Genomic DNA, 17,799 nt, shown 5'->3' with positions numbered 1-17,799 from the left:
AAAGTCCCCCTATTTCCCTGACAAAATTTCTTGTTCCATCATATTTATAATACAGAATATTTCGTCTTTTTTAGTTTTCAATGCAGCCTTATTCACAATCATTCGAGCTGATATAGAGCACATTTCCTCAAATACAATTAACCCGTTTTCTTGTAATGTTTTTCCTGTTTCAACAATATCAACAATGGCATCTGCCAAACCTAGAAGTGGAGCAATCTCTACAGATCCTTCTATTTTAATAATTTCTACATCCTCCCCTTTATCATGAAAATATGTAGAAGTAATGTGCGGATATTTCGTAGCAATTCGTTTTTTTCGATAACTCTTCGGATTATACGTAGGAATAGAAGCGACACAAAATTTACACACGCCCACTCCTAAATCGACCATCTCATATATATCTTTCTCAAATTCCATTAATATATCTTTTCCAACGACTCCAATATCAGCTACGCCATGTTCTACATAAGTAGCAACATCTACCGCTTTCACTAAAATAAATGAAATGTTTGTGTTTTTACTTTTAAACACAAGTTTTCTTCCTTTATCTTTGAGCTCTGAACAATCAATTCCGATTTTTTCAAATAGTGGAATAACATGCTTTTCTAATCTTCCTTTCGTTAACGCAATTTGAATGTTACGCATGAAGCCTCCCCTTCTTTCTGGATGATCCATTTCTCTCTCCATACATATTCCACTAGTGACTCACTCTTCGCCTCAACGACTGTCATTATTTTATTCTTGTTTGCAAATTGAAAAGTATCGTTTAAATTAGAGAATAAAGATAACTGGGCATTCTTCCCGTCCTTTTGAAGTAAATTTCGTAACCTTTCCGCTTCTGCTAATCTATTTAACTCATAATGAATCATAATATCTATTCTCTTTCGTTTATATGGTTCTTGCTGCTCTTGAAGTGCCTTAACTATTTGATTTACTTGCACCGCGAGCCCAACCGCTGGCATCATCTCTCCAAAATTTCCAATTAACTCATCATATCTTCCGCCACTAACAATCTCTTCTCCAATTTCATATATATACCCTTTGAAAATAACACCCGTATAATAATCCAAATGTTGAACCATACCTAAATCAATTGATATGTAAGAGCCATATCCTAACTGTTCAATTGTTTCATATATTTCTTTCACTCTCGCAATGGCCATTTTCATTTCATTACTTGAGGCGAGTTTTTCCGCTTCCTCAACAACATCTAAACTCCCGAATAACCTTGGTAGTTTCTCAAGTAACCTTACTGTTTCATCACACCGATTTAATTTCTTTTCTTCTATAAAGTGTGAGAGTGCGGCATAATTTTTACTTTCAATATACGTTCTAAGTAACTTCTCTTCTTCATCATTAATGGGGAGCTTTTTTACGATACATTTATATAACTGCACTTGCCCAATCTCAATTGTGAAAGATTGCACCTTTAATTTTTGAAGTGCTTGAATTACGCTTATCACACATTCAATTTCAGCCCTTACATTTTCAATCCCGATAATTTCAATACCACTTTGCACTATTTCATTATATTTCCCAGTAAGGGACTCATTCGCCCGAAATACATTCCCGCTATAAGTTACTTTAAGAGGAATATCTCCTCTCTGTGTTCCAATTACTCTTGCTAAAGGAATTGTCATATCTGGGCGTAAAACGATAATCCGTCCTTTTTCATCAAAAAATTTATACATCTTTTCTTCATCTATCGGCCTGTTTTGAAATGCAAAAACATCATAAAATTCAATTGTAGGTGTCCTTATTTCTTCATAACCTCTCTCTAAAAAGGTCCGTCTTAATTTTTGTTCCACTTCTTCAATTAACGTACATTCTTCGAATAAGTAATCTCTCGTTCCATTCGGATTTGCCCGTTTCCACTTTGTCATCTGAATTCACACACCCTTCCCTCTTTAATTTATGCCATTCCATCCACCCAAACCGAAAATAAAAAGAGCCTTGTAGACAAAATACCTACAAGGCTCTTTAGTAGAGTGTAGGTACAACGGGAATAACCCTTGTGCCTACACGTTTTCACGTTAGGTTCAAGGGTTTCATGTATGATGATGTAGTTTTGTAAGCATTTTAATAGATTGCACGATATTCATAATACTTACTCCCTTTCTCCTCTGATTTTTTACATATTATATAACAGTTAATTCTGAATGTAAATACATTTCGAATATTCTACTTTTAGTTAATGTGAAGCTACTTTTCTTTCATACTCTTCAATTTCTTGTTCATATTGCATTGTAATGCTGATTTCATCTAGACCATTTAATAATTTTTCTTTCCACATTTTCTCGATTGTAAAATGAAACCTGTGCGTATTCGTAATAATTACTTCATTCTCTAAATCAACTTCCATTTGATCTCTTGCATTCGTTTGGGCAAGTTGTTCACGCATCTCTTTATCCATTACAATCGGTAACATACCATTCTTCATACAATTCATATAAAAAATATCTGCAAATCCTCCGGCGATAATAACACGGAAACCATAATCCGCAAGCGCCCACGGAGCATGTTCTCTTGAAGAACCACATCCAAAATTATCACCTGTAATTAATATACTTGCTCCTTTTCGTTCTTGTGCATTAAGGGAGAAATTAGGATTTTCATGGCGCTCATTATCGTAACGCCACTCATCAAATAAATATTTTCCAAATCCCGTCCTTTCAATTCTCTTCAAATATTGCTTCGGAATAATTTGATCTGTATCAATGTTATCATTCATAAGTACTGCGGCAGTACCTTTATGAATATGAAATGGTTCCATCGTAACTCTCCTTTCTAATATCAACAAAATGACCATATAACGCAGCTGCTGCAGCCATAGCTGGACTTACTAAATGTGTTCGTGCTCCTTTCCCTTGCCTTCCTTCAAAATTACGATTTGAAGTAGAAGCACAATGTTCTCCTTCAGGTACTTGATCTGGATTCATCCCAAGACACATTGAACATCCAGGCTCTCTCCATTCAAATCCCGCTTCTTCAAATATGCGATGTAAGCCTTTTTGCATCGCCCGCTCTCTCACACTTTTTGATCCTGGTACAACGAGTGCTCGCACACCTTCTTTTACCTTTTTCCCTTTTACAACAGATGCAGCAATTTCTAAGTCAGATAAACGTGAATTTGTACAAGAACCAATGAAGACATGCTTAACAGGAATTTCAAACGTACTTTGCCCAGGGCTCAATCCCATATATGAAAATGCTCTTTCATCATTTTCGTTATGCTTCTCTGGTAATTTTTCATCAATAGGAACACCCATACTAGGATTTGTTCCCCAAGTGACATACGGTGCTAAATCCGTAACATCTACCGAAATATGTAAATCATAAATTGCATCTGAATCTGTATAAAGCTCCGACCATTTTCCCGTAAACGTTTCATAGTCTTTCGGTGCATATTCACGCCCTTTTACATAAGAAAATGTTTTCTCATCTGGTGCAATGATGCCAGCTTTCGCTCCCCCTTCAATTGCCATATTGCAAAGTGTCATTCTCTCTTCCATACCCATATCACGAATCGTCTCTCCGTAGAATTCCATTACATGCCCCGTTCCAACCGCTACACCGTACTTTGAGAGAAGATGCAAAATAATATCCTTTGCATAAACGCCTTTCGGTAACTTTCCTTTTAATTCAATCCCCATCGCTTTCGGTTTTCGTTGCCACAGCGTTTGAGTTGCTAATACATGTTCTACTTCACTCGTACCAATACCAAACGCTAAAGCACCGAAAGCACCGTGGGTTGCTGTATGGCTATCACCGCATACAATCGTTTTCCCCGGTTGTGTGAGCCCAAGTTCTGGTCCTATAACGTGAACGATTCCTTGCTCTTCATCACCAATATCGGCTAATCGCACCTTAAATTGTTTACAATTGTCACGAAGTGTATCCAATTGCTGCTTCGCAATGCGATCGGTAATATTCCAAACATCTTTCGTTGGAATATTATGATCCATCGTTGCAAACGTTAATTCCGGTCTCCGAACAGTTCGATTTGCAAGCCGCAAGCCTTCAAAGGCTTGCGGTGACGTTACTTCATGAACGAGATGAAGATCGATATATAATAAATCCAATCCATTTTCATTCGTTACAACTACATGTCTTTCCCAAAGCTTATCTAGTAACCTTTTCCCCATTATCTTCCTCTCCCTACTAGTGCCTGCTCTTCCATTCCTTGAATAACTGCCCTCGTAAATGAAGTTGTCGTCTCATTCCCCCCAATATCAGCTGTACATTTCCCAGATTGAAGAACTGCAGAAATTGCCTCTTCAATCGCATACCCTTCTCTCGTTAATCCAAATGATTGCCCAAGCATCATCGCTACTGAACGCATCATCGCAATTGGATTCGCTTTATTTTTACCTGCAATATCTGGCGCTGATCCGTGAATAGGCTCATATAAAGACGGCCCGTTTTCCGCATGGCTCGCTGATGGAAGCATTCCTAATGACCCTGCTAATACAGAAGCCTCGTCGCTCAAAATATCACCAAATAAATTTTCTGTTACGATAACGTCAAATCTCCTTGGGTTTCGAATTAACTCCATAGCAGCTGCATCTACTAAAATGTGCTCTAATTCAACATTATGATATCGAAGAGCTACTTCTTCCGTAACAGCTCTCCACAATTTACTAGATTCTAAAACATTCGCTTTATCAATAGAGGTTACTTTTTTCTCTCTCTTACTCGCTAATTGAAAAGCATACGACACGATACGTTCAATTTCATGACGATGGTACGTAAGTGTATCAGTTGCCGATTCTTCCGTTCTTTCTTTCGGATAAGAGAAATAAATACCGCCTGTTAGTTCACGAACGACAACGAAGTCAATTTCATCTGCGTTTTTTAATGGCGATAAATGTGCAGTTGCGCTTTCTACTGTTACAGGACGAACGTTCGCAAATACACCAAGTCCTTTTCTTAAAGCTAATAATCCTTTCTCTGGCCTTTCTTTCGCATCATCCCACCGCGGTCCACCAACCGCTCCAAGTAAAACCGCATCACTCGCTAAACAAGCGGCAAGTGTTCGCTGTGGTAATGGTTGCCCATTTAAATCGATAGCCGCTCCGCCAAAGTACTCATCTTGTAAATGAAAGTGATGTCCATATAGCCTCTCTACCATATGCAATACTTCCTTCGCACTTTCCATAATTTCCGGACCAACACCATCACCCGCTAAACAAACGATACGTTTTTCCAATTAAAACACTCCTTTTTATCTGAATTTTCAGAAACATTTTTTGATAAGTAAGGGACGATCCCCTCACTTATCAAACAGTTACTTCACAAGAGTAATAAAAGATTTTAATTTTCCGGCCGCATGAACATACGCTCTCGCCGATGCTTCTAATACGTCTTGCGCAACACCAAAACCTGATACTTGATGAGTTCCTTCTTTTAATTCAACATGAACATGTGCAAGTGCATCTTGACCTTGCGTTATAGATTGTATGCGATAATCCGCTAAGTCACATTCTAATCCTAAAATTCTTTGAATTGCATTATAGATCGCTTCAATACTTCCAGAACCAGTTGCTGCATCTTCGTACATATTTCCTTCCTCATCTTTTAGTACAACCGTTGCACACTGTGTACTATTTGATACGAAATGTACTTGCAATTGAGTAATGCTATATTGCTGGGCCGCAAATGCTGCTTCACCAAGCATAAGCGCACGTAAATCTTCTTCTGTAATTTCTTTTTTACGGTCAGCCAAGTTTTTAAATGCTTCAAACACCACATCTCGTTCTTCTTTTGTAAACTCATAACCAAGTTCTTTCATTTTTTCAGTAAACGCATGGCGCCCGGAATGCTTTCCTAATACAAATAAATTTTGTGACTCTCCAATCAGTGATGGTTCAATAATTTCATACGTCGTTACTTCTTTTAATACACCGTCTTGATGAATACCTGATTCGTGAGCAAAAGCATTTGCTCCAACAATCGCCTTATTTTTCGGTACAACCATACCCGTTAACCGACTTACTAACGTACTCGTCGCTTTAATTTCTTTTAATGTCATAGAGGATTCTGCTTCATAGAAATCTTTTCTAATATGGAGAGCAACCGCGACTTCTTCTAGCGCCGCATTCCCCGCTCTTTCTCCAATTCCATTAATCGTTCCTTCTACTTGTAACGCTCCGCCTTCAACCGCAGCTAACGAATTCGCTACTGCCATCCCAAGATCATCGTGACAATGACAAGAGAAAATTGCTTTTTCATACGACGGAACGGATTCTTGTAAGTATTTAAAGAGAGAATAATATTCTTCTGGATTCGTATATCCAACTGTATCAGGAATATTGATTACATTCGCTCCTGCGCGAATCGCGACTTCTACTGCTTCCGCTAAAAATGCTCTCGATGTTCTTGTTGCATCTTCTGCTGAAAATTGAACTGTTGGAAATAGTGATTTCCCGAGCGTAACCGAGCGATGTATGCTATCTAATACATCTTCTTTTGACATACAAAGCTTATATTTCATATGAATGTCACTCGTAGCTAAAAATACGTGTAAACGAGGAGAGACAGCGCCTTTCACAGCTTCATAGGCTCTTCGAATATCACTTTCTTTCGCTCTAGCTAAACTCATAACCGTAGCATTTTGAATGGTATTTGCGATACGTTTTACCGATTGAAAATCACCTTCAGAAGCTGCTGCGAATCCAGCTTCCATTACATTAATACCAAGTCTCTCTAGTTGCCTCGCAATCTGTAATTTCTCTTGTTCATTTAAATTAACTCCTGGTGATTGTTCGCCATCACGTAGCGTCGTATCCATGAACAAAATTTGCTTCATATTATTTGACCCCTGCCTTTACTCGGGGCTGTACGAAAGGCATCATTTCACGTAATTTACGTCCAACTACTTCGATTTCATGTTCATTTTCTTTCTCATTTGTCGCATGGAAATTTGGTTTTCCTGCTTTATGCTCTGCAATCCAGCCTCTTGCAAATGTACCATCTTGAATTTCTGCTAGCACTGCACCCATCGCTTTCTTCGTATCTTCCGTTACAACGCGTGGTCCTGATACGAAGTCGCCCCACTGCGCTGTATCTGAAACTGAATATCTCATATTTTCAAGTCCGCCTTCATACATAAGGTCAACGATTAGTTTTAGTTCATGTAAACATTCAAAATATGCAACTTCCGGTTGATAACCAGCATCAACTAACGTTTCAAACCCAGCTTTTACTAGTGCAGTCACTCCGCCGCAAAGTACAGCTTGCTCTCCAAATAAATCTGTTTCTGTTTCTTCTTTAAATGTTGTTTCTAATACACCTGCTCTCGTCGCCCCAATTCCATCTGCATATGAAAGTGCCTTTTCAGTCGCAACTCCTGTTGCATCTTGATATACTGCAAATAATGCAGGAACAGCTCCCCCTTCCGCAAACGTACGACGTACTAGATGCCCTGGACCTTTCGGTGCTACTAGAAATACATCTACATTAGCTGGCGGTTTTACTTGATCAAAGTGAACATTAAATCCATGCGCGAAAACGAGAGAATTGCCGCCTTGTAAGTTTGGTGCAATTTCAGCTTCATATACTTCCGGCTGTAATTCATCAGGTAGTAGAATCATTACTACATCTGCTTTTTCTGCTGCTTCCGCTACTGTATATACAGAAAAACCGTCTTCTTTCGCCTTATCCCATGACTTCCCTTTCCTCAGTCCTACTACCACATCAAATCCGTTATCACGTAAGTTTTGCGCATGCGCATGGCCTTGCGATCCATATCCGATGATTGCCACTTTCTTTTCCTTTAATACATTTACCGTTACGTCTTTTTCATAATAAACTTTCGCCATTTTCATTTCCCCCTATTTTTTAAATAATTATTGAATTAACATAACTTGTTTATCTTGTTTTTTCATACTACGTGTAAATGCTGTTACACCTGTTCTAGCAATTTCTTTCAAACCATATGGACGAAGTAATTCAATTAACGCTTCTACTTTCTCCTGGGTACCTGTTACTTGCACCACTATGGAATCCTTCCCAACGTCTATTACAGCGGCTCGGAACGGTTCAATTAAACTATATAATTCTGCTCTTGCTACAGACGTTGCTACTTTAATAAGTGCAAGTTCTCTAGCGATCATCGCTTCTTCTGTAATATCTGATACTTTCAGTACATCGATTTGCTTATGAAGTTGTTTAATTAACTGCTCAACTTGCTGTTCATTTTCAACGTGTACAACAATCGTCATTCTCGAAATATCCGATGATTCCGTATGACCTACTGAAATACTTTCAATATTAAAATGTCTACGTGTCATAACACCTGTAATTCGATTTAACACACCGCTTTGATTTCGAACTGTCGCTGTTACAATTCTCTTCACCTTTTCTCCACTCCCTCCATTTGATGAACGCCTTTTCCTGGGGCAACCATCGGCATTACCTTTTCGGATTGAAGTACGCGGCAATCAATTACAACAGGCTCTCTTAACTCAATTGCATACTGTAATTGTTGCTTTGCAAGAAGTGGGTCTTCAATACGAACACCTTTTATGCCATAAGCATTGGCAAGCGCAACAAAATCTGGTTGGCATGAAAGTAAGGAGTGCGAATATCGCCCATTATAAAATTCCTCTTGCCATTGTCTTACCATCCCTAAAGCTTCATTATTTAAAATAAAAACTTTAACTGGTAAAGAATGCTCTTTTAACACACTAAGTTCTTGCAGGGTCATTTGAAATCCAGCATCACCGACAATTGCAATAACTAGTTCTTCAGGCTTTGCGATTTGTGCACCTATTGCTGCTGGAAATCCGAAGCCCATTGTTCCTAAGCCTCCAGAAGTTACCCATTTATCTGGATTTTTCAGCGGATAATATTGAGCTGCCCACATTTGATGTTGCCCAACATCTGTCGTTACAATCGCTTCCCCTTTCGTAATTTCGTATAGCATATCAATTGCATATTGAGGTTTAATACGCTCTGCATGTTCTTTGTAAGAAAGAGGGTATTTTTCTTTTCTACTATTCAATAACGAAAGCCAATCATTGTGATGTACTTCCCCTTCTTTAAAGTTGAGTAGAGCTTCTAATGTTTGCTTTGCACTCGCAACAATAGGGATTTCAGTCGGCACATTTTTCCCAATTTCCGCTGGATCAATATCTATATGTGCGACAATCGCCTCTTTAGCAAAATAAGCTAAATTTCCAGTAAGACGATCATCAAACCTTGCACCTATATTAATAAGTAAGTCACATTCGTATAACGCCATATTTGCGGTGTATGAACCGTGCATTCCTCCCATCCCTAGAAATAGTTCATCATCTGGCGGAAACCCACCAAGACCAAGTAATGTATGAACAACTGGAATATGATATTTGCGAGCAAAACTTGTTAATTCTTTCGATGCTTTCGCATGCAATACACCTGCTCCAGCTAAAATTAACGGTTTTTTTGAAGTCGCAATCGCTTGTAATAATTTGTTTATTTGTAGTAGATTCGGTTCGTAATTAGGCTGGTATCCTGGTAAATCCATTTGTACATCACTACATCGCTCACCTTTCTCTACTACCATATCTTTCGGAAGGTCAATTACGACTGGGCCTGGTCTTCCTGTTCTAGCGATATGAAATGCTTCTTTAATAATTCGGGGTAAATCCGATGCTTTTCGTACTTGATAATTATGTTTTGTCACCGGCATCGTAAGCCCCATAATATCAGCTTCTTGGAAAGCATCACTCCCGATTAACGTTGTTGCTACTTGCCCTGTAAATACAACAAGTGGCAATGAATCAATCATCGCGTCAGCTAGACCAGTAATAACATTTGTAGCACCCGGTCCACTTGTTGCAATTACCACTCCTGGATTTCCTGTAATTCTTGCATATCCTTCAGCAGCATGAATTGCACCTTGCTCATGCCTCGTTAAAATATGCGGAATTTCACAATCATAAAGCGCATCATATAGAGGTAAAACCGCACCACCTGGATAACCAAAAATCACCTCTACTCCTTCCTTTTCTAGCGCTTCTAACAATAGCTGTGCACCAGTTGCCAGTTTCTCTTCCGTTTTTGAAGACATTTTCTTATAAGCCCCCTTTTTTAAAACATTTATAAAATAAAAAAATCCTACGTCCACACTCCAGCTATGTGCTGAAGGGACGAAAGATTTCGCGGTACCACCCTTCTTTGCAAGATTACTCTTGCCTCAGTGACTCGGGATATGAGTCTAGCTAATAACGGAGCTACCGTCTAAGCCTAAACAAACGTTTCAGCTTAGCACTCAAGGGTGATGTTCGTCGACGTGAACCATCGGTTTCCAGCAACCACCGACTCTCTGTGAGGCTTCACAGTCAACTACTCCTCCCTATCAACGCTTTATCATGTCATAAGAGCTATTATCCAACTTTATTTTCTTCGTAAATTTTCTCTCCATCTTCTACAACTAATTTACGGAATTCTTCTAATAAACGATTCGTATGTGGCCCTGTTCTACCTAAACCAATCGTTCTTCCATCTACTGTCGTAACAGCAATTACTTCAGCAGCTGTTCCTGTTAAAAACACTTCATCAGCTACATATACATCATGCCTTGTAAATAATTCTTCTCTTACGTCATATCCAAGTTTTTCGCCGATTTCTAAAATCGCGTTTCGTGTAATACCTTCTAACGCTCCAGCAGAACTTGGTGGTGTAATTAATTTATTTCCCTTCACAATAAATACATTATCTCCAGAGCCTTCAGCTACATATCCTTGGTCATTTAACATAAGTGCTTCTTGTACTCCAGCTAATTTCGCCTCAATGCGAACTAAAATATTATTTAAGTAATTTAAAGATTTTACTTGGGGCGATAAAACATCCGGGCGATTGCGACGCGTTGCAACTGTTATAATCGGAATCCCTTTTTCATAATATTCTTGTGGAAATAAAGATAATTGCTCTGCAATTACTACTACATTTGGTTTCGTACAAGAATCGGGATCTAATCCCAAGTTCCCAGGTCCTCTTGATACAACGAGGCGGATATATCCATTAGATAGTTTGTTTTGTCGAATCGTTTCAACAACGATTTTCGTTGCTTCTTCTAACGTATATGGAATTTCTAACATGATGGATTTCGCTGATTCATATAACCGGACAAGATGCTCTCTCAAACGGAAAACATTACCGCTATATACCCTAATTCCTTCGAACACTCCATCGCCATATAAATAGCCATGATCATATACTGAAACCTTTGCTTCGTCTTTTGGAACAAATTCTCCATTTAAGAAAATCCACTGCTCGTTCACTTGAAAGCGCCCCCTATGTTCTATGAGTTTTTTATTGTTTCCTAGTCTACTCTCCTTTTCAAATAAATCAAGTGAATTTTTAGAAAATTTTTAATTTTTAATCGTACGTACATCTTTGTTTATATTGATTTAATAACATTGTTAACGTTTACAAAAAAGTCAAAAAAATTTTTTCGTCAAATTCTACTAAAAAAATATTTGTTTAAAAGAAGGGTTTTCGCCAATTGATACGAATCTATTGTATTCAATAAACGGACGTCCGATTTTATAAATCCGGGAATATACAACGACTTTTGGTGAAAAAGGGGGAAAATAACAAAAATAACGCTGTCTAAAAATAACATTCATATTTTTCATTTAGTAATCATAATCCTATTTTTAAAAAACAATTTGTCAAATTGAAGGAGGAAATAACAATGGCGTGTGTACAAATTAAAGGAACGAGACAAGAGGTAGTAGAAATGCTACAACTATTTGATCTAATGGATACGAAAGGATTTTGTAAATTCAATAATTACGTTGAAGTAGAACCAAATAGTAGGAAACATAACAACTACACAGCTTCAATCGATATTCAGTCTAATAACAGCTCAGCACAAGATACATTAAATGATCAATTCGTTAGTCAAATGCTTACTGGTGTATATAACGACTAAACAAATATTCTCTTCCTACCATTTTTTCATAAATATATGCTATGGACTTGAGCATACTAGCAACTAGATGGTAGGAGGTGAAAATTATGGCTAGAATTGGTGTTGAGAACTCTTTAACAGATGTTCAACAAGCTCTTCAGCAACAAGGACATGAAGTCGTTTCACTTAACTCTGAAAATGATGCACATGGGTGTGATTGTTGCGTTGTAACCGGGCAAGATTCTAATATGATGGGCATTGCAGATACATCGATAAAAGGATCTGTAATTAAAGCACATGGTTTAACAACAGATGAAATTTGTCAGCAAGTTGAAAACCGCACTTAATCATTTTTATCACATTATTTGTGAGCTAACATGTAAAGGGAATGGAATGGTCCCACTGATTATAGTTTCAATTTATTTATAGAAAGAGGGCTCCTTTTCAAAAGGAGCCCTCTTTTTTATATTCACCTAACGGGAAAGTAACATATACTGGATGAAAGCCCTACCTCTCTCTCATCATTACGGTTCCACTGACCGCTCCTTGATTCACTAGTATACATATAAAGCTTACATATACAATTTATAGGGTTTGTTCACAAAAGTTGTTGGTAAGACTACCCGATCTTTCGCAAACTTTTCGTATTATATTCATAAGATTTATTTACTTTACACTAGCTTTAACCGAGACACGAATTAAAATTCTAACACCAATACAATAACTTGTCAACATTTTTTACAAATTAAAAACAGACATTAACGGTTTGTCTGTTTTAGAATGGAGCTTTTTCTTTTATTACATATACAACAAAACCGCTTACTAACATACATAAGCCAACTACTAAGTTTTTGATATTAATCATAAATTCCTCTCCCTTATTCCACACATCATATATATTTATAGTTCAATTATTCCGATCGTCATAAAGCGCACTTTTTCTAATATATCATAATTCCTAAAAAATGCAAGTTCACTTTTGGCGACCATTCACAAATTTATCCACAGTGCTTGGCACAGTATTTAACGCTTTTTCAATTAAATGTGTACTACTATTGAGATGCAACACTTGCACACCGTTAGAACCAACTACTAAAAAAGCAACTGGGCTAATAGAAACCCCAGCCCCGCTTCCGCCTCCGAATGGATGACTTTGCTTGTTCTCTTTATGCTGCCCTTGTCCGCCGTTATGTTTTTCGGAAATAAAATCACCTTTAAAATCACTTCCACCAGCTCCAAAACCAAAAGCCACTTGAGATACTGTTAATACTACATTTCCGTCAGCTGTTGAAACCGGACTTCCAACAATCGTATTTACATCTACCATCTCTTTTAAATTTGTCATTGCTGTTTTCATTAAATTTTCAATTGGATGTTCCATTATGTACTACACCCTTTCCTCATTATTCTTTTTTATACTTTCCAAAATAGAGGAAGTCATACTAAGTTTTCCTGTTTTGAAAAAACATTTTCCACTTTCCAATTGGATATTACTCCCTGTACAAGTTCAGATAAAGTGAAACTTTAATCAGTGGAGGCTTTGTTCATCCCCACTGATTATTAGCCCACACCAATCGGGCGTTCACGAGCCGCAGGGCTCCAACCAAATTTTGAGGTGGGAGTCTTACTGCTCGCAAATAGCGGGATAAAAACAGTAAAGAGAAACATACTACTATTGAACCTTGTTATGAAAGGAGTCCTTACTTTGACTGAGAAATTTGATGAATATAAAAAAAGAGATCGAATAGATAGTGATTATAAAGAAGAATACGCAGCTGAAGTTGCACCACAGCGTATCGATTATGATGATAAAGATAACGATGATGTAAGATCGTCTGCAGCTGGATCGACTGCTGGTTTCATTGCTCTTGCCTTAGCAATATTATCATTATTCACATTCCCAACACTATTTGGTCTTGTGTCTGTTCTACTTGGTATTTACGCTTATAATCGCGGGGCTACTGTAACTGGCGGTACCGCTGCCATTGTGGGTGGTATCGCTGCACTCATTGCGATTTTATTCCGAGTGGCGCTTATTGGTTTATTGTTCTCTCTTTTTTAAAAAGAAAAAGGTATCTCGCTTTATGCGGGATACCTTATCCTGTAAATACATCTTCTGATGGATATTTAATTTTTTGTTTTGCTGGTCGTGCCAAAGAGAACACAAGTGTTAACGGTCCGATTAATCCACAAAACATAACAAACATAATAATACATTTTCCAAACGCCGATAGCTTCGCAGTAATCCCCATTGTTAACCCTACTGTACCAAACGCCGAAATTGTCTCAAATAATAACTGAATAAAACTGAAGTCTTCTGTAAGCATTAATACAAATACCGCTGTAAAAATAAGTATTTGACTAGCAACGACAATTGCTAACGCTCTCGTTACTGTCGACATTTTAATCGTACGCTGAAACAACACAAAATCCTCTTTCTTTCTAAAGAAAGAAAGAACTGATGTAATTAAAATAACGAATGTCGTTAACTTAATTCCACCGCCTGTCGATACACTTCCCGCACCAATAAACATTAATACCATTGTAAATAGTATCGATGACTCTTCCATCCCCCCATAATCTACCGTGTTAAAACCAGCTGTACGAGGTGTAATTCCTTGGAAGAACGAAGCCCATAATTTTTCATTTAAAGATAAGTGCCCCAAAGTCTTCACATTATTATATTCCAATACAAAAATCACAATCATCGCAATAACATTAAGTGCTATCGTTCCAACAATCATGATTTTGGAGTGCAGTGATAATTTTCGGAAACTACGGCTATACCATATATCAATTAATACCGTAAACCCTAACCCTCCTATTACAATTAAAGAACAAATCCCAATATTAATAATAGGATCTCCTACATATCTTGTTAAATTATCTGGCCAAAGCGCAAAGCCGGCATTATTATATGACGCAATAACGTGAAAAATACTATAGTATAAACCTTTTCCAAAACCAAACTCTGGAATAAAGCGAATCGATAAAAAGATAACTCCAATTAGCTCAATACAAATAGAAAAAATAAAAACACGTTTTACTAATTTCACAAGACCACCAATATTTGTTTGATTAAATGCTTCTCCAATTAATAATCGGTGGCGTAAACCAATTTTTTTCCCTAATACCCAAACAATTAAAATGGCTATCGTCATAAGACCGAGACCACCCGTTTGAATTAAAAACATAATAACAATTTCACCAAACATCGTAAACGTACTCGCAGTATCTACAACACCTAAACCGGTTACAGTCGCTGCCGACGTAGCTGTAAAGAAAGCATCTACCCAACTAATATGTACTTTCGTTGCAAACGGTAACTTTAATAACAATCCTCCGACCACAATTAAACAAAAAAAGCCTAATGCTAAAATTTGTGGTGGATTCAATCGTATAAAACGATTATACAACCCTTGTTTTTTTGCTACTTCCATATCACTAACTCCCTTTATCAAGTGAAGCTTTTATCCCCTCATAAATAAAGACTCTTTAAGAGCCTACAAGTAGCGGGATAAACCTTATATTCTTATAATATAGTTGAGCATAATCCTTTTTTTCATAGATTTCAACTTTTATTTATATTCAGACTCCTATCGTTTTACAAAAGAATATTTTCTATTATATCTCCACTTATACTATGACTCTTACAACAACTATTTTATCCCTTTTCAAATTCCCATATCTTTCACTCCAAGTTCACACGAGGGTCACATCTACCTTTTATAGTATATGTATCGGAGCTGTTCCTCCCTAATTTATAAGACATTCCCCAGTGTCTTGAACAGCTTTCCATCCCTAATTAAATTGACATATATTGTCCCCTTCCTTGACCATCCTATATGTGATGGTCTTATTTTTTTATTCTTTCTATCTTTTATTTGAAACTCCCTCTCTCTTTCACTCCATGTTCACACGAGGATCACATCCACCTTTTATAGTATATGTATCGAAGCTGTTCCTCCCTAATTTATAAGACATTCCCCAGTGTCTTTGAATAGCTTCCATCCCTAATTAAATTGACATATATTGTCCCCTTCCCTTGACCATCCTATATGTGATGGTCTTATTTTTTATTCTCTCTTTCTTCTTACTTAAAACTCCCTCTCTCTTTCACTCTATGTTCACACCAAGGTCACATCCACCTTTTATAGTATATGTATCGAAGCTGTTCCTCCCTAATTTATAAGACATTCCCCAGTGTCTTGAACAGCTTTCCATCCCTAATTAAATTGACATAAATTGTCCCCTTCCTTTGACCATCCTATATGTGATGGTCTTATTTTTTTATTCTCTCTTTCTTCTTACTTAAAACTCCCTCTCTCTTTCACTCTATGTTCACATCTATCTTTTATAGTATATGTATCGAAGCTGTTCCTCCCTAATTTATAAGACATTCCCCAGTGTCTTTGAATAGCTTCCATCCCTAATTAAATTGATATAAATTGTCCCCTTCCCTAGGCCATCATGTGATGGTCTATTTTTTTTTCCAAATACATAAATGTATTCTTTCCACATATTTCAGCAAAACTGGACTATATACATTGAAACAGACAGTTTTATACTAAATATTCAGAAAATATTGTCGAAATAGGTATTTTTTCGGTATAATTAATTTAGAAAGCAATTTTACAAAAACAAAAGGGGGGTTTTATTGAAACAAACAAAAGCAATCTTAATTGCATTATTTCTCGGTCTAGTTGTCGGACTCACTTTAAATTTAGCTGCTCCATCTATTTTTGAGCCATTGAATCAATATGCGTTCAATCCACTTGGTCAACTGTTTATTCGCCTTATTAAAATGCTAGTTGTTCCTGTTGTGTTCATTTCTATCGTACTTGGGGCTGCTGGTCTTGGAGATCCGAAACAACTTGGAAGAATTGGTTTAAAATCAATTTCATTCTTTCTCGTAACAACAGCTGTCGCTATCTCTATTGCAGTTACATTTGCACTTATCATAAAACCAGGAGCTGGCGGTAACTTTAAAACAGACGGGCTTAAGTATGAAGGTGCAAAAACTGAAACATCTTTCGTTGATACATTGCTGAATATTGTGCCAGATAATCCAGCAAAAGCGATGGCTGATGGGAACATGCTACAAATTATTGCCTTTGCCGCATTGATCGGACTCGGTTTAGCTGTTTTAGGAAAACGAGTTCAAGGTGTCCATTCATTACTTGAACAGGGCAACGAATTAATAATGTATCTTGTTAATCTCGTCATGAAATTAGCTCCAATCGGAACATTCGGGTTGCTCGCTTCGTCCGTTGGTAAAATGGGTCTTGCAGGCGTCGCTGCGATGTTCAAGTATATGATTGTCGTTATGTTGGTACTCATTATTCACGGTGTCTTCGTATACGGTGGCTTATTAAAGGTACTAGCCAAAGAAAGTATTATTCGTTTCTTTAAACATTTCGGTCCGGTAATGGCAATTGGGTTTAGTACATCTAGCTCTAATGCGTCCCTTCCATTTGCCATGAAAACCGCCCAAGAAAAACTTGGAGTTCCAAAAGCGATAAGCTCTTTTGTACAACCACTAGGTGCAACGATTAATATGGATGGTACTGCTATTATGCAAGGGGTAGCAACTGTATTTATCGCTCAAGTATACGGCGTTGAACTTACATTACCACAATTAGCTATGGTCGTATTAACTGCTGTACTAGCTAGTATCGGTACTGCAGGTGTACCAGGTGTTGGACTAGTAATGCTTACGATGGTTTTAAATCAAGTAAATCTACCAGTAGAAGGCATTGCTTTAATTATCGGTATTGACCGCATTCTAGATATGTCTAGAACTGCTGTAAATATTTCCGGTGATGCAATTTGTGCAATGATTGTTGCAAAATCAGAAGAAAAATATAATACGGATCAATCTGCAGCATCTTAAATCA

Annotated in this window: 17 protein-coding genes and 1 other annotated feature; of the genes, 4 read left to right on the top strand and 13 right to left on the bottom strand. The window is 37.4% G+C overall.

Annotation, left to right across the window (positions count from 1 at the left end; genetic code table 11):
* Positions 1 to 9 precede the first annotated feature (9 nt).
* From hisG to ilvE, 10 genes are all read right to left on the bottom strand, one after another.
* Positions 10 to 645, bottom strand: a complete 636-nt coding sequence (hisG, locus tag MR066_RS06290) for an ATP phosphoribosyltransferase (RefSeq protein ID WP_033708301.1) — start codon at positions 643 to 645, stop codon at positions 10 to 12.
* Positions 621 to 1,883 carry an ATP phosphoribosyltransferase regulatory subunit gene (locus tag MR066_RS06285; protein WP_002140970.1) on the bottom strand — a complete coding sequence of 421 codons (1,263 nt, stop codon included), beginning with the start codon at positions 1,881 to 1,883 and terminating at the stop codon, positions 621 to 623. The genes hisG and MR066_RS06285 overlap by 25 nt, the downstream gene beginning before the upstream one ends.
* Positions 1,884 to 2,191: 308 nt before the next feature.
* Positions 2,192 to 2,773 carry a 3-isopropylmalate dehydratase small subunit gene (leuD, locus tag MR066_RS06280; RefSeq protein WP_012260613.1) on the bottom strand — a complete coding sequence of 194 codons (582 nt, stop codon included), beginning with the start codon at positions 2,771 to 2,773 and terminating at the stop codon, positions 2,192 to 2,194.
* The gene (gene leuC / locus MR066_RS06275; RefSeq protein ID WP_002011716.1) at positions 2,751 to 4,145 is read right to left on the bottom strand and encodes a 3-isopropylmalate dehydratase large subunit; all 1,395 of its coding nucleotides are present in this window, start codon (positions 4,143 to 4,145) and stop codon (positions 2,751 to 2,753) included. Before leuC ends, leuD begins: the two co-directional genes overlap by 23 nt.
* Entirely contained in the window at positions 4,145 to 5,209 is a 1,065-nt protein-coding gene (gene leuB / locus MR066_RS06270) for a 3-isopropylmalate dehydrogenase (RefSeq protein ID WP_242246237.1), read from the bottom strand. Before leuB ends, leuC begins: the two co-directional genes overlap by 1 nt.
* 78 nt (positions 5,210 to 5,287) lie before the next feature.
* Entirely contained in the window at positions 5,288 to 6,808 is a 1,521-nt protein-coding gene (gene leuA / locus MR066_RS06265; protein WP_002064438.1) for a 2-isopropylmalate synthase, read from the bottom strand.
* A 1-nt stretch (position 6,809) separates the two neighbouring features.
* Positions 6,810 to 7,826 (bottom strand): ketol-acid reductoisomerase, encoded by a 1,017-nt coding sequence (gene ilvC / locus MR066_RS06260; protein ID WP_003188179.1) that lies wholly within the window; start codon positions 7,824 to 7,826, stop codon positions 6,810 to 6,812.
* A 21-nt stretch (positions 7,827 to 7,847) separates the two neighbouring features.
* The gene (ilvN, locus tag MR066_RS06255; RefSeq protein ID WP_000822948.1) at positions 7,848 to 8,357 is read right to left on the bottom strand and encodes an acetolactate synthase small subunit; all 510 of its coding nucleotides are present in this window, start codon (positions 8,355 to 8,357) and stop codon (positions 7,848 to 7,850) included.
* Positions 8,354 to 10,054, bottom strand: a complete 1,701-nt coding sequence (gene ilvB, locus MR066_RS06250; RefSeq protein ID WP_242246236.1) for an acetolactate synthase large subunit — start codon at positions 10,052 to 10,054, stop codon at positions 8,354 to 8,356. The genes ilvN and ilvB overlap by 4 nt, the downstream gene beginning before the upstream one ends.
* 72 nt (positions 10,055 to 10,126) lie before the next feature.
* Positions 10,127 to 10,355, bottom strand: a binding site (T-box leader).
* 15 nt (positions 10,356 to 10,370) lie between these two features.
* Positions 10,371 to 11,267, bottom strand: a complete 897-nt coding sequence (gene ilvE / locus MR066_RS06245) for a branched-chain-amino-acid transaminase (RefSeq protein WP_002011723.1) — start codon at positions 11,265 to 11,267, stop codon at positions 10,371 to 10,373.
* A 416-nt stretch (positions 11,268 to 11,683) separates the two neighbouring features.
* On the opposite strand from ilvE, the gene MR066_RS06240 reads away from it, so the two are divergent.
* On the top strand, positions 11,684 to 11,923 hold the full coding sequence (locus tag MR066_RS06240) for a DUF3911 family protein (RefSeq protein ID WP_002140966.1): 240 nt from the start codon (positions 11,684 to 11,686) through the stop codon (positions 11,921 to 11,923).
* A gap of 86 nt (positions 11,924 to 12,009) precedes the next feature.
* A complete protein-coding gene (locus MR066_RS06235) occupies positions 12,010 to 12,249 on the top strand; it encodes a YkuS family protein (RefSeq protein ID WP_002011725.1) in 240 nt (79 codons plus the stop codon).
* A gap of 428 nt (positions 12,250 to 12,677) precedes the next feature.
* On the opposite strand, the gene MR066_RS06230 is transcribed toward MR066_RS06235, so the two are convergent.
* A complete protein-coding gene (locus tag MR066_RS06230) occupies positions 12,678 to 12,767 on the bottom strand; it encodes a hypothetical protein (RefSeq protein WP_000608225.1) in 90 nt (29 codons plus the stop codon).
* 108 nt (positions 12,768 to 12,875) lie between these two features.
* On the bottom strand, positions 12,876 to 13,283 hold the full coding sequence (ytfJ, locus tag MR066_RS06225; protein ID WP_002030645.1) for a GerW family sporulation protein: 408 nt from the start codon (positions 13,281 to 13,283) through the stop codon (positions 12,876 to 12,878).
* 306 nt (positions 13,284 to 13,589) lie between these two features.
* Between ytfJ and MR066_RS06220 the strand changes: the two genes are divergently transcribed.
* Positions 13,590 to 13,964 (top strand): hypothetical protein, encoded by a 375-nt coding sequence (locus MR066_RS06220; RefSeq protein ID WP_002011728.1) that lies wholly within the window; start codon positions 13,590 to 13,592, stop codon positions 13,962 to 13,964.
* 34 nt (positions 13,965 to 13,998) lie between these two features.
* Here the strand turns inward: MR066_RS06220 and MR066_RS06215 are convergent, their stop codons facing one another.
* Complete coding sequence (locus MR066_RS06215; RefSeq protein WP_002140965.1) at positions 13,999 to 15,342, bottom strand: TrkH family potassium uptake protein; 1,344 nt, start codon at positions 15,340 to 15,342, stop codon at positions 13,999 to 14,001.
* Positions 15,343 to 16,559: 1,217 nt separating this feature from the next.
* On the opposite strand from MR066_RS06215, the gene MR066_RS06210 reads away from it, so the two are divergent.
* Positions 16,560 to 17,795 (top strand): dicarboxylate/amino acid:cation symporter, encoded by a 1,236-nt coding sequence (locus MR066_RS06210; protein ID WP_242246235.1) that lies wholly within the window; start codon positions 16,560 to 16,562, stop codon positions 17,793 to 17,795.
* Positions 17,796 to 17,799 lie beyond the last annotated feature (4 nt).

Origin of the sequence: Bacillus cereus group sp. BfR-BA-01523 (assembly GCF_022662615.1) — a bacterium.
GTDB classification, from domain to species: Bacteria; Bacillota; Bacilli; order Bacillales; family Bacillaceae_G; genus Bacillus_A; species Bacillus_A mycoides.
Note: the sequence above shows the minus strand (reverse complement) of the source record. Positions and strands in the feature narration are given on the sequence as shown.

Excerpts from the sequence above, each read along its gene's own strand:
- ilvC (WP_003188179.1), bottom strand. The coding sequence starts at position 7,826 with ATGAAAATGGCGAAAGTTTATTATGAAAAAGACGTAACGGTAAATGTA.
- MR066_RS06230 (WP_000608225.1), bottom strand. The coding sequence starts at position 12,767 with ATGATTAATATCAAAAACTTAGTAGTTGGCTTATGTATGTTAGTAAGC.
- MR066_RS06285 (WP_002140970.1), bottom strand. The coding sequence starts at position 1,883 with ATGACAAAGTGGAAACGGGCAAATCCGAATGGAACGAGAGATTACTTA.
- MR066_RS06215 (WP_002140965.1), bottom strand. The coding sequence starts at position 15,342 with ATGGAAGTAGCAAAAAAACAAGGGTTGTATAATCGTTTTATACGATTG.
- MR066_RS06240 (WP_002140966.1), top strand. The coding sequence starts at position 11,684 with ATGGCGTGTGTACAAATTAAAGGAACGAGACAAGAGGTAGTAGAAATG.
- MR066_RS06220 (WP_002011728.1), top strand. The coding sequence starts at position 13,590 with ATGAAAGGAGTCCTTACTTTGACTGAGAAATTTGATGAATATAAAAAA.
- MR066_RS06235 (WP_002011725.1), top strand. The coding sequence starts at position 12,010 with ATGGCTAGAATTGGTGTTGAGAACTCTTTAACAGATGTTCAACAAGCT.
- leuD (WP_012260613.1), bottom strand. The coding sequence starts at position 2,773 with ATGGAACCATTTCATATTCATAAAGGTACTGCCGCAGTACTTATGAAT.
- hisG (WP_033708301.1), bottom strand. The coding sequence starts at position 645 with ATGCGTAACATTCAAATTGCGTTAACGAAAGGAAGATTAGAAAAGCAT.
- leuC (WP_002011716.1), bottom strand. The coding sequence starts at position 4,145 with ATGGGGAAAAGGTTACTAGATAAGCTTTGGGAAAGACATGTAGTTGTA.
- leuA (WP_002064438.1), bottom strand. The coding sequence starts at position 6,808 with ATGAAGCAAATTTTGTTCATGGATACGACGCTACGTGATGGCGAACAA.
- ytfJ (WP_002030645.1), bottom strand. The coding sequence starts at position 13,283 with ATGGAACATCCAATTGAAAATTTAATGAAAACAGCAATGACAAATTTA.
- ilvB (WP_242246236.1), bottom strand. The coding sequence starts at position 10,054 with ATGTCTTCAAAAACGGAAGAGAAACTGGCAACTGGTGCACAGCTATTG.